The following is a 10,717-nucleotide window of genomic DNA, read 5'->3' as shown; positions in this document are numbered from 1 at the left end:
ATCGCCAGGCTCCCTACATGAAGACCCCTGCAGACAGACGTTTGCAGGGGTCTTTCTCTATGGGCTTTACGGACCTCTCTCTGCGGACGGCTACAATCGCCTGCAGTCACCCTTCGAACTCCCATTCACCTCTCTCGTTTCTCCATATGTCCGAAGACACGCTGTTCGGCTCCGACGAGCCCAAGGTCCCGCGTTCCTCTGGGAAACCGGAGGGGAAGGCGAAGCCCATGATGACGCCGTTGGCAGAGCGGCTGCGGCCGAGGACGCTCGACGAGGTGATCGGGCAGAAGAAGCTCCTGGGTGACGGCGCGCCGCTCCGCGTGGCGTTCGAGAACCGCCGTCCGCACTCGATGATCCTCTGGGGACCGCCCGGGGTCGGCAAGACGACGATCGCCCGTCTGATGGCGGACGCCTTCGACCTGCCCTTCATCGCGATTTCCGCAGTGCTCGGCGGCGTCAAGGACATCCGCGACGCGGTGGAGAGCGCGAAGGCCACGCGCTCCGCGACCGGAAAGCCCACCGTCGTCTTCGTCGACGAGGTGCACCGCTTCAGCAAGAGCCAGCAGGACGCGTTTCTGCCGCACGTGGAGTCGGGCCTCTTCATCTTCGTGGGTGCCACGACCGAGAACCCCTCCTTCGAGGTGAACAGCGCGCTGCTCTCGCGCTCCACGGTCTATCAGCTCGAGAGCCTGAAACCTGAGGAAACCGCCGAGCTCATCGATCGCGCGATGACGCGGGAGTTCCCCGGAATCACCTTGACAGACGAAGCCCGCGGCATTCTCACGCAGCTCTCGGACGGCGACGCGAGGCGGTGCCTCAACGCGCTCGATGTCTGCTGCACGATGGCCCGCGAACGGCGCGTGACCGAGATCGACGCGGCGTTCCTGAGGAAGACCACCCCCGCGACGCTGAGGCGCTTTGACAAGGGCGGCGACAACTTCTACGACCAGATCAGCGCGATGCACAAGTCCGTGCGCGGCTCGGACCCGGACGGCGCGCTCTACTGGATGATGCGGATGCTCGACGGCGGCTGTGACGCCCGCTACATCGCCCGACGTCTGATGCGGATGGCGGTCGAGGACATCGGCCTTGCGGACCCGCGCGCCACGACGATCGCGCTCGAGGCCGCGGAGATCTTCGAGCGCTTGGGGAGCCCCGAGGGCGAGCTTGCGCTCGCCCAGGCCGCCGTCTATCTCGCCTGCGCCCCGAAGAGCAACGCCGTCTACAACGCCATGAACGAGATCCGCGCCTTCATCCGCGAGGACGGCTCGCGCCCGGTGCCGCTCTATCTGAGAAACGCGCCGACGAAGCTCATGGCCGATCTCGGCTACAAGGAGGGCTACCGCTATGCCCACGACGAGCCGGGAGCGTTCGCCGCGGGCGAGGTCTACCTTCCCGAGGGGCTCGAAGGGAAGCGCTGGTACCGCCCGACCGACCGCGGGCTCGAGGCCCGGATCGGCGAAAAGCTCAAGGGCCTGCAGAAGCTGAACGACGAAGCCCGCGCCGCCGGCAGGGGCCGGAAGCGCGGTCAGGGGCAATGAGTTGTCGCTCCTCGATTTGCACGCGCCCTGAGAAAACGCGACAATAGACAGATTGCACTCTGAGGCGTCGCGGAAGGCCGGAAGCCTTTCCCCGGTACGCCGTTTCCCGGAGCGGAAACGCGCCTCCGGCAGAGGACGCAAGACAGAACCCGAATTTTTTAACTCTCGAAGCCGCCGGCATTCCCTTTGAAGGAGCGGAACACCCGTTCGAAGGACTCCCTGGGACTCCCTCGGAGCGGCGGCTCAATTCATCTGATCCCTTTAAAGGACTAAGGAAGAACATGCTCGATGTGACGATGCTCAGGAAGAACCTCGACGAAGTGGTGGCTCGCCTGAAGACGCGCAATTTCGATTTCCCCGTGCAGGCCTTCACGGAGCTTGAAGACCGCCGCAAGAACGTGCAGCAGAAGACCGAGGAACTCCAGGCCCTGCGCAATGCCCTCTCGAAGGACATCGGCATGAAGAAGAAGAACGGCGAGGACGCCAGCGACCTTCTCGCCAAGGCCGCCGAGATCCCCGCGACGCTCGCCGGCCTCGAAGCGGAGCTCGAGGAGATCCGCACGAAGCTGCAGGACCTGATGCTGCGCGTGCCGAACCTCCCGTCCCCGACCACGCCGATCGGCAAGGACGAGACGGAGAACGTTGAGATCCGCCGCTGGGGCACCCCGCGCACCTTCGACTTCGAGATCCGTGACCACGTCGACGTCGGCGCCCCGCTCGGGCTTGACTTCGACACCGCCGGCAAGCTCTCCGGCGCCCGCTTCTGCTTCATGAAGGGCGAGGTCGCTCATCTGCACCGCGCCCTCGCGCAGTTCATGCTCGACGTCCACACGCGCGAGCAGGGCTACACCGAGTGCTACACCCCGTACATCGTGACGGCCTCGACGATGGTCGGCACGGGTCAGCTGCCGAAGTTCGAGGAGGACCTCTTCGCCGCGAAGAAGGGCGGCGCCTCAAGCGATCAGGAGCAGATGTACCTCGTCCCCACCGCCGAGGTGACGCTCACGAACTATGTCTCCGGCCGCATGCTCAAGGCCGCCGACCTCCCGATGTACCTCACGGCCCACACGCCCTGCTTCCGTTCCGAGGCCGGCTCCTACGGCCGCGACACCCGCGGCATGATCCGCCAGCACCAGTTCGACAAGGTCGAGATGGTGAAGATCGTCCGTCCGGAGACCTCCTACGACGAACTTGAGGCGCTCACCCGCGACGCCGAGTCGATCCTGCAGAAGCTCGAGCTCCCGTACCGCGTGATCGCCCTCTCGACGGGCGACATGGGGTTCGGTGCCACGAAGACCTATGACCTTGAGGTCTGGATCCCCGCGCAGAACACCTACCGCGAGATCAGCTCCTGCTCGAACTGCGAGGACTTCCAGGCCCGCCGCATGGGCGCCCGCTTCAAGGACGAGAACGGCAAGACCCGCCTCGTGCATACGCTCAACGGCTCCGGCCTCGCGGTCGGCCGCACGCTCGTCGCCGTGCTCGAGAACTACCAGAACGCCGATGGCTCGGTCACGATCCCGACGGCGCTCCGTCCGTACATGGGCGGTCAGGAAAAGCTCGTCCCCGCCGCGAAGTAATTTCCGGCGCAAAGGCATCCAGAGGTCCCGTCCGGGGCCCCTGGGACCGACAGGCCGCCCCGCGGACAACTTCTCCGCGTCGGGCGGCTTGCTTTTTTTGCGGGAGTGCTGTAATATGCGCCTTCTCTCGCAGCGCGGAAGGGTGGCAGAGAGGTCGAATGCGCCGGACTCGAAATCCGGTATACGGTTATACCGTATCGTGGGTTCGAATCCCACCCCTTCCGCCAACAATGCTTGCGGCACAGGCGATTCGGGGCGGTTCCCCGGTTCGCCATAAGCGCCGCCATAAGACAGGCACAAAAAAAGAGCCCCGCGCAGTGATGCACGGGGCTTTTGGCTATTGTAGGTCATCAGATGCGCTGCTTGAGCGCGCGTTCGATTTCCTTCGGGGTTTTGTCCACCGCGGACATCCAGCGATCGACCTCGTCGAGGCGCCAGCGGAAACCGTCGGGAAACTTCCGCGGCGGCGGGAGCAACTCCCTGCGGGCCCACCGGCGGATGGTCTGGGTGCTCTTGCCCAGGTGCTCGGCGAGCTTCTTCGTGTTGAGCCATTCTGTCATCTTCTCCTCCTTGCTTCCTTTCTTTGTTCCCATCGGCGCCTGAGCCTGCGCAGCCACACGAGCGCGCGCGAGCGCTTGCCGTGCAGCAGCAGCGCCCGCGCTCTCGCGGCGGCCTTGCGCGTCCTCTGCGCGAACCAGGGCGCGCGGGCGAAGACCGCGAGCATGCTCGTGCCGCGGGTCACGCGGCCTCCTTGAAAAACACAAGCCAATAGCCGTGCTTCCCGGGCAGGTGGTTGCCGCAGAGCAGCGTGCGCCCAAGGGCCTCGAGGACGGGCTTGAGGCCGAACGAATACTCCGACCACTTGAAGATCAGCGTGCCGTTCGGCTTCAGGACGCGCCAGCACTCATCGAAGCCTTTCCGGAGAAAGGTGAGAGGCTCCTTCTTCGGGAGTCTCCCGTAGACCTTCCCCATGATCGACTTCTCGCCGGCGCGCGCGAAGTGCGGCGGGTCGAAGATCACCAGGGAGAAGGTGCTGTCGGGGAACGGCATCTGGGTGAAGTCGAGCTTCACGTCAGGCTTGACCTCGAGCGCGCGGCCGTCGCACATAAACTCATCCACCTGCCGGATGTCGCCGAAGAGAACCGCCGGCGAGTCAGGCTGGAAGTAGAAGCGCTTCGTGCCGCAGCACGGGTCAAGTACGGGCGGGTAGGTCATGGCGCCTCCCTTCTGTTCATCTGCCGCTCGATCTCCGCGCTGACGAAGAGCCAATGCGCGAGGTTCGCCGGCACGGTCTTGCGGCGCTCGGACACCGCCTCGCTGTACATCGCGAAGTAGTGCCGGCGGTAGATCCGCATGAGGTCGAGGACTTGCTCAAGGGCCTCGCCCTCGAGCACGTAGTCGCCGCTCGGGGTGGCGGCTCCGCTGATGACGCGCCAGCGCCCGTCGGCGTAGAGCTTGGCGTCGGCGTCGCGCGGGAAGAGCATCGCCTTGCCGGCCTTGCTCACCGAGTAGGTCGACAGGATGCGCAGGCCGTCGGCGGCGAGGCCGCGCAGGGTGACTGTGGTCATGTCAGTCATTTTTGGTTTCCTCTGTATATCTGCGGAGCGCGACCGCGATCTCGGCGGTGGCACGCCCCAGCACTTCGAGTCGGTCGTACGGGAACGGGCGGACGCCGAGCCGGTCCGTGGCGATGCTCTGCAGGTTCACGCCCGCGTCCTGCGTTTCCACGTCAAGCGTGAAGCACAGGATCCCGGCGGCGCGCTTCGACTTCTCGAAGGTGACGCAGCCGGTCGCGGGGTCGCGCTCCGCGAGTTCGCGGGCTTCTCTGGCGGTGTCCTTGCCGATATTGCCGCCGTGGGTCTCGAAGTCGCGCAGGAGCGCTTCGACGTAGACCCAGGCGGTCGGCGAGAACCTGAGCACGGCGTCGGTCATTTGTTCACCTCGTCGGATTCGCCGTGATTCATGAATGGGCGATAGACCAGGGTCTGCAGGTCATCTTCGTCAATCCACAATCCCGACTCGTCCTCCGTCTCCCAGTGCGTGCCCTTGAAGATGGCGGCACTGTGAATTTCGCTCCCCTCTGGGCCCCGGATGTACCTGATGCGCATTAGCTCCAACATCGGCGGCTCCACGTCCGGCCACTTGTTCCAGCGGTTCGGATCGTACGGCACGCCGTGGTCCACGACCTCGGCCTTGTCGAGGCAGAGGTGCCAGTCGCCTCGCATATCCCTGCGGCCCAAGTCGCGCTCGAGGTTGATGTGGTCGGAGTCGTCGCTCATCTCCGCATCGGCGGTGTGCTGCAGGATCTCCATGAAGCCTGGCAGTGCCTTGATGAGCGCGGCCTCGCGGTCGGCGTCCTTGATGTGCCAGCGGTATTTGATCATTCGTTCACCTCGTCAGATTCTTCGGGCCCGACGAACGGGCGGAATCTCAGTTCGTTGACGCGGCTCTCGTCGCCGCGATAGCGCTCGCCGTCGTCGCCCACGATGTCCCAGCCTTCGTCGGTGTTGTAGTGGCCGACGCCGTGGACCAAGTTCTCGTCGTATCCCTCGTCGGTCGGCCAGACGAGATGAATCAGGACGCGGTAGAAGCCGTCCTCCTGGGGCGCGCAGCGAGGCCACACGTTCCACTTCGCGGGGTCGTAGGTGACGCCGATGTGCTCGATGAGATCCACGCGCAGCGAGATCTCAGGCACGGCGGCCTCGAGGTCGTCCTCCTGAAGGTAGAGCGTGACCATGCACTCGGTCTCGATTTTCTTGCCGAGGCGGTCGCATTCGCGCTCGAGGGCGTGCTGGAAGTGCGGGATCAGTGCGCAGAGCTTCGCGTTGAGCTCGGCGTCCTTGATGCGCCAGCGCTGGGGCGGCTCCTCGTACTCTTCGGGCTCCTCCTCTTCCCCGTCGTCGTCGAAGTCGTCGTCCTCGTCGTCGTAGTCATCGTGGCCGGGGAGCGGCCTCTGCACCGAGGCGAGGAGGTCGGGCATCGTCCTGGGACCTCCGGGGCCGCCTGTGGTTTGGATCGCCGGGCCGTCGGTGTCCGGGGACGTGAGGCCGGTCAGGGTCACGCCCGCCTCGTCCTCCTCGATACGGGTGATCGCCTTCTTCGAGACGAGCGTGAACTCGCCGACGTGAACCACGTTGTCCTTGTTGTCCCACTGCGCGGCGCACGCGGCCTGAAACTTCGCGTCGTCCTGAAGCTCAGGGAAGTCCTTCGCGCTGATGTTGAGATGAAATCGAATCTTGGTCATTTGTTCACCTCGCCAGATTCTTCGGGGCCCATGAACGGGCGGAAAAGGAGCTCTGCGAACTCGTCGTCTTCGTGCCAGCTGTCCCTGTCATGCTTCTCGCCGCGGATGATCCAGCGGCCGTTGTCGCAGCGCAGGGTGCCGACGGACTCGATGCGATCCGGGTCGTCGCCGTAGTAGTCCACCTCGCCGTTCTCGTCGAGGACCGGGCGCCGTAGGCGGTAGAGCACGCGCAGGGGCTCGCCGCGGCGCTCCGGCTTGACTGCCGGCCAGCGGTTCCAGCGGTTTTCTGTCAACGGTCTTGCCGATGAACTCGACCGAGTGCGACTCGAAGATGATCGCGTTGATGGTCGCGCCCTCCGGGTCGAGCGAGGCGTAACCCTCGTTGTGCACGCCGCCGGCGTCGTCCATCACCTGGTCGAGCATCCTCTCGAAGCCGGGGATGAGCTTGTGCATGAGCGCGTCGATCTCCGCGTCCTTGAAGCGGTAGCGGCGCTCGTAGGGCTCGGCCTTGTCCTCCGGCTCATCCTCGACGAGCTCGCCGGCCATGCCGCCGAGGATGATTTCCTCGGGCGTCGGGTGGGTCACGGCCTGCGTCGTGTCGCGCGGGTCCGCGGCCACGGGCTTGCCTCCGAGGATCGCGTACGTCTTCGCGCCCTCGTTGGTCGGCTTGGCGGCCTTGTTCTGCATCACGGCGATGTTCTGCTTCGACACGTGGTAGTTGTTCTTCCCGATACTGAACATGACGGCGCGCGAAGCGTCGCTGTACTGCTCGAAGCATGCCTCGTTGAAAATCTTGCGACCTTCCTCGGTCTTGAGGTCTTCGATCAGGGATGGTGTGGTTCCAATGTATGCGTAGTTGGTCATTTCCTTTCTCCCAAAAGTTGTTCCAGGGCGCGCCGTGCACCAACCGCGCACGCGTAAAAGAGCCCTTCGACTGCTATGCGTTCGATCTGACGGACCATGTCGAGGGCTTGCTCAAGCTCTTTGCGTGAGACGAGCACGAGATCGTCGCCAGTGACAACCTCGATGTCGTACCGCGGGATGAGCCAGCCGCCGCGGTCGCCCGGGTTCGGCCAGTTGCTCTCGAAGTCGACGAAGATCCTCTGTTTCTTCAGGTCATCCCACTGCGCCTCGCAGGCGGCCTGCACGGCCTCGGCGAGCTTCGGCTCGGCGAGCATGCCGGGGTGGTTGCCGATGTATCGGAAGTGCCTCATCGCTTGCCCTCCAGGATCTCTAGGCACTGCACGAGCACCTTTGTCTTGCGGCTGTGCTTGAAGTACATGTCGCGCAGGATGCGGTGCGCGCCGGAGCCGTTCAGGTTCTCGGTCGCCTTCATCGCGCGTGCGAGCGCGTCCTTGTCGGCGTCCGACCAGGTGTTGCCGGCGAGCGCGTCGTTCTCGGCCTGAAGCGCGCGGCGGGCGGTCCAGGCGTCCAAGTCAGTCAGGGACATTTGACTTTCCTCCCTTCGAGCAGGTTGATGAGGCGGATGAGGTCCTCGTCGCCTCGGTGCGGGCCGCGCAGCGGCTTGAGCGATCGCGCGGCCTCGTCGCGGCCGAGGGTGCCGGTCGCGATCCCGATGAACGCCGCGGAGATGAGCTCGCGCTCGTGGTGCGTGTAGTCATCGCGGTGCAGCAGCACGTTCATCTGGTCGGCGATCATCCACTCGGGGTGCTTCATGCGGCCTCCTTCGCCGGCAGGCCGTGCGCGAGGATCTTCGCCATGCGCCGGTCCACCTCCGCGAGAAACTCGCGGCAGTGGCGCTCGGCCTCGGCGAGCTCGCCGGCGCTCGGCGTGAAGCGGATCCGGAAGAAGCGGAAGCGCTCGATCCTGATGCGCGGGTCGTAGTCCACGAAGTCAACCCATTTGCGGCCGGTGCAGAGGCACTGCACGAGCATCTGCGGGATGTACTCGGGCGGGACCTCGCCGGCCATGACGCGGCGCATGTGCACCGGCGTGCTGGGGCACTTGATCTCGAGCAGGCCCTCGTCGCCGACGAGCCCGTCCGGAGAGGCGCCGAAGTTCGGGATCTCCGGGTGCGGGATGAAGCCGGTGAGCTCGACGAACTCGCCGGTCTCTTCCTCGTACTTCTCGCGGGCGTCGCCCTCGTGGTCGATGCCCCACTGCATAGCCGGCGTGGTGCCGATGCCGACAACATCGCCCGTTAGACGCTCGGCCACGATCGTGTCGATGAGCGTCTCGTACGCCGCGAGCGGCTCGCCGGTGCGCTTGTTGCGCTGCAGGACGGCGGCCGCGCGGGAGGCGGTAAGGCATCCGCAGCGATCGGAGAACCACTGCTGGCCGCGCTGGAGCGGGTTGCTGTTGTCCGTCATCACATCTCTCCCTGTCCGGCGTCGGCGAGCTTGGCGATCTGCTTGAGGCGGTCATGGTTGCCGCTCTTGCTGAGCGCGACGCGCTGCTCCTTGGTGACGCCCTTGAAGAAGTCCTGGTAAGCCTTGGTGCCGTCATTGGCGGCCGCCTCGGCGCTCGCGAGCAGGTCGTGCTCGACCACCGGCGCGGCGATCTCGACGACCTCCTGGTCCGTGTCGGGCTGGCCCACGACCGGCACGCAGAACACCTGGAAGATGGCGTTCTTGTAGGCGTAGCTGAGCGCCTTGCCGGTGGCCTTGTCGCCGGAGTCGATGCCTTCGCCCAGGCTCTGGAAGGTCACGCTCGAGCCGTCCGTCGCGCACGTGATCACGTACTCGATCAGGATGCGGAGCTCGCGCGAGACTCGCTCGCCCTTGCCCTGCACCGTGGTCTTCACCGTGCCGGCGGAGAGCACCTCGATGCGAGACGGGCGGATGGCCAGCTGCTGCTCGGCGAGGATCGGCGAGAGCGCCTCGTAGACGGCGTCGATGCCGCGGTACTTGAAGGTGCCGCCGGCGGTGACGGTGCGGTCCTTGGCGATGCCGCGCTTGCGGAGCTCGTCGGCGGCGCGAACGATGGCGGCGTGCACCGCGGGAACGGCGGCGGTGCTGGTGTTCTGTTCAGTCATGAGTGCGTCCAGGATGAAAGAAAGAAGCCCCGGGGCGTAGGCTCTCCGGGGCTTGGTGTTGCGTGTCATGCGGCTCGGCGGTCAAGCTCGAGCATCTCCGCTAGGAAGAAGTTCGCGCGGTCCGCGACCTCCTCGAGGTCCTCGTCGCCGAGGTGCCGGGCGGCCTCGGGGTGCTCGCTGAGGTAGTCCTCGGCGTCCTCGGCCGTGCAGTAGCGGCCCTCGTCGTAGCAGAGGCTCGAGAGCTCGGCCGCGGCCTCGTCGAGCGCGGTCGCCTTGAGGAGCTCGGCGTAGGTGCTGAAGCCGTCAAGGTCGTTCGGAAGTTCGTGGTCGTAGCCCATCACGCGGCCTCCTTGCAGACGATGTCGGAGTAGTTCTCGTGGGCGAGACTGATGCATCTGTCGGCCTCGGCGAGCATCTCGGCCTTGGCCTTCTCGCGGGCCTCGCCCGTGAGCTTCGGCTCGTTGTCATCGATGTCGAGCCAGTAGTCGGGGTCCTTGACCTGCGACTGGTAGTAGTCGTACCAATGCCGGACCTCGGCCTTGAGCAGGCCTTCGGACGAGACGATGGCCTCGACCTCCTGCCACAGCCATGAGAGGTAGTCGTCGTACTCTCGCTTCGCCGGGGCGGTCATCCAGAAGGCCGTGATGAGCTCGTAGCGCTGCGCCTGGGTCAGGTACCAGCACTGATCCTCGACCGCGTCGCGGTCGAACGGGGTCATGTAGATGCCGCACTTCGAGGCGGTTCTGCGGGCGACATAGTGAAGAAGGGTTTCGGCCATGGTGTTCTCCTAGCGAATGAAGTAGAGGGTGATGACGAGCAGGAAGCTCACGGCGATGACGACGAGGAGCTCGACCTTGGCGAAGTACTCGCGGCGGGCGAGCTCGTAGTCGTCGAGCTCGAAGTCGAAGTAATCCTCGGCGCGGGGCGGGAAGAGCCATCTCATGGCTCACTCCTCGCCGTACGGGTCGGCGCAGAGCGCCTGCAGGCCGAGGGCCGAGCCGGTGTCGCTCGTGCAGTCTTCGCACAACCCGAAGTCAGCGGCGTAGCCGGAGCGGAATGTGATCATTGACCAGTCGTGCTCGCCGCCGCGGTCGCGATCGGGGACGTGAAGCTCGATCAGCGACTTGCGCGTCAGGCTCGGGCAGATCGAGACCGAGAGCTCCTCGTGCAGGTAGTCGTAGAGCGCGCCGACCGTGGCGAACTTCTGGCGCGGAAGTATTGCCGGCGCGGTCATCCTCTTAATGTCATCCGCGATCACGGCGACGAAATTCTGGTTGCCCATCAGCGTGCCGGCGAGCCACTCGAAGAAGTTCGTGTCGGTGTGGAACCCGTTCTCGACGGGCTCGACGGTGTTGAC

19 protein-coding genes and 1 tRNA gene are annotated in these 10,717 nt (G+C 65.3%); 3 read left to right on the top strand and 17 right to left on the bottom strand.

The window, feature by feature from the left end; translation table 11 throughout:
* The first annotated feature begins 146 nt into the window (after window positions 1-146).
* From Q4F91_RS11365 to Q4F91_RS11355, 3 genes are all read left to right on the top strand, one after another.
* Entirely contained in the window at window positions 147-1,541 is a 1,395-nt protein-coding gene (locus Q4F91_RS11365; protein WP_303337794.1) for a replication-associated recombination protein A, read from the top strand.
* A 281-nt stretch (window positions 1,542-1,822) separates the two neighbouring features.
* Window positions 1,823-3,121: a serine--tRNA ligase gene (gene serS, locus Q4F91_RS11360; protein ID WP_303337792.1), complete on the top strand. Its 1,299-nt coding sequence runs from the start codon at window positions 1,823-1,825 to the stop codon at window positions 3,119-3,121.
* A gap of 136 nt (window positions 3,122-3,257) precedes the next feature.
* Window positions 3,258-3,348: transfer RNA gene (locus Q4F91_RS11355), tRNA-Ser, on the top strand.
* Between the two features lie 123 nt (window positions 3,349-3,471).
* Here the strand turns inward: Q4F91_RS11355 and Q4F91_RS11350 are convergent.
* The 17 genes from Q4F91_RS11350 to Q4F91_RS11270 all read right to left on the bottom strand — a co-directional run.
* Window positions 3,472-3,681, bottom strand: coding sequence for an AlpA family transcriptional regulator (locus tag Q4F91_RS11350; RefSeq protein WP_303337791.1), 210 nt, complete (start codon window positions 3,679-3,681; stop codon window positions 3,472-3,474).
* The gene (locus tag Q4F91_RS11345; RefSeq protein ID WP_303337789.1) at window positions 3,678-3,863 is read right to left on the bottom strand and encodes a hypothetical protein; all 186 of its coding nucleotides are present in this window, start codon (window positions 3,861-3,863) and stop codon (window positions 3,678-3,680) included. The genes Q4F91_RS11350 and Q4F91_RS11345 overlap by 4 nt, the downstream gene beginning before the upstream one ends.
* Window positions 3,860-4,336, bottom strand: coding sequence for a class I SAM-dependent methyltransferase (locus Q4F91_RS11340; RefSeq protein WP_303337787.1), 477 nt, complete (start codon window positions 4,334-4,336; stop codon window positions 3,860-3,862). The genes Q4F91_RS11345 and Q4F91_RS11340 overlap by 4 nt, the downstream gene beginning before the upstream one ends.
* Window positions 4,333-4,698, bottom strand: coding sequence for a hypothetical protein (locus tag Q4F91_RS11335; protein ID WP_303337785.1), 366 nt, complete (start codon window positions 4,696-4,698; stop codon window positions 4,333-4,335). The genes Q4F91_RS11340 and Q4F91_RS11335 overlap by 4 nt, the downstream gene beginning before the upstream one ends.
* Complete coding sequence (locus Q4F91_RS11330) at window positions 4,691-5,053, bottom strand: hypothetical protein (RefSeq protein WP_303337783.1); 363 nt, start codon at window positions 5,051-5,053, stop codon at window positions 4,691-4,693. The genes Q4F91_RS11335 and Q4F91_RS11330 overlap by 8 nt, the downstream gene beginning before the upstream one ends.
* Window positions 5,050-5,505, bottom strand: coding sequence for a hypothetical protein (locus Q4F91_RS11325; protein WP_303337782.1), 456 nt, complete (start codon window positions 5,503-5,505; stop codon window positions 5,050-5,052). The genes Q4F91_RS11330 and Q4F91_RS11325 overlap by 4 nt, the downstream gene beginning before the upstream one ends.
* Window positions 5,502-6,365, bottom strand: coding sequence for a hypothetical protein (locus Q4F91_RS11320; protein ID WP_303337780.1), 864 nt, complete (start codon window positions 6,363-6,365; stop codon window positions 5,502-5,504). The genes Q4F91_RS11325 and Q4F91_RS11320 overlap by 4 nt, the downstream gene beginning before the upstream one ends.
* Window positions 6,366-6,452: 87 nt before the next feature.
* Window positions 6,453-7,229 carry a hypothetical protein gene (locus Q4F91_RS11315; RefSeq protein WP_303337777.1) on the bottom strand — a complete coding sequence of 259 codons (777 nt, stop codon included), beginning with the start codon at window positions 7,227-7,229 and terminating at the stop codon, window positions 6,453-6,455.
* A complete protein-coding gene (locus Q4F91_RS11310; protein WP_303337776.1) occupies window positions 7,226-7,579 on the bottom strand; it encodes a hypothetical protein in 354 nt (117 codons plus the stop codon). The genes Q4F91_RS11315 and Q4F91_RS11310 overlap by 4 nt, the downstream gene beginning before the upstream one ends.
* Window positions 7,576-7,815 (bottom strand): hypothetical protein, encoded by a 240-nt coding sequence (locus Q4F91_RS11305; protein ID WP_303337775.1) that lies wholly within the window; start codon window positions 7,813-7,815, stop codon window positions 7,576-7,578. Before Q4F91_RS11305 ends, Q4F91_RS11310 begins: the two co-directional genes overlap by 4 nt.
* Window positions 7,806-8,042 (bottom strand): hypothetical protein, encoded by a 237-nt coding sequence (locus Q4F91_RS11300; RefSeq protein ID WP_303337773.1) that lies wholly within the window; start codon window positions 8,040-8,042, stop codon window positions 7,806-7,808. The genes Q4F91_RS11305 and Q4F91_RS11300 overlap by 10 nt, the downstream gene beginning before the upstream one ends.
* Window positions 8,039-8,695: a lambda exonuclease family protein gene (locus tag Q4F91_RS11295; protein ID WP_303337771.1), complete on the bottom strand. Its 657-nt coding sequence runs from the start codon at window positions 8,693-8,695 to the stop codon at window positions 8,039-8,041. The genes Q4F91_RS11300 and Q4F91_RS11295 overlap by 4 nt, the downstream gene beginning before the upstream one ends.
* Entirely contained in the window at window positions 8,695-9,360 is a 666-nt protein-coding gene (locus tag Q4F91_RS11290; protein ID WP_303337769.1) for an ERF family protein, read from the bottom strand. Before Q4F91_RS11290 ends, Q4F91_RS11295 begins: the two co-directional genes overlap by 1 nt.
* 65 nt (window positions 9,361-9,425) lie before the next feature.
* Window positions 9,426-9,698, bottom strand: coding sequence for a hypothetical protein (locus tag Q4F91_RS11285; RefSeq protein WP_303337767.1), 273 nt, complete (start codon window positions 9,696-9,698; stop codon window positions 9,426-9,428).
* A complete protein-coding gene (locus tag Q4F91_RS11280; RefSeq protein ID WP_303337766.1) occupies window positions 9,698-10,138 on the bottom strand; it encodes a hypothetical protein in 441 nt (146 codons plus the stop codon). The genes Q4F91_RS11285 and Q4F91_RS11280 overlap by 1 nt, the downstream gene beginning before the upstream one ends.
* A gap of 9 nt (window positions 10,139-10,147) precedes the next feature.
* On the bottom strand, window positions 10,148-10,303 hold the full coding sequence (locus Q4F91_RS11275; RefSeq protein ID WP_303337764.1) for a hypothetical protein: 156 nt from the start codon (window positions 10,301-10,303) through the stop codon (window positions 10,148-10,150).
* Between the two features lie 3 nt (window positions 10,304-10,306).
* On the bottom strand, window positions 10,307-10,717 hold a 411-nt coding region (locus Q4F91_RS11270; protein WP_303337762.1), incomplete at its 5' end, for a hypothetical protein.

This window comes from Sutterella sp., from assembly GCF_030539355.1.
Classification (GTDB): Bacteria; Pseudomonadota; Gammaproteobacteria; order Burkholderiales; family Burkholderiaceae_F; genus Sutterella.
This window is presented reverse-complemented; position numbering and strand designations above follow the sequence as displayed.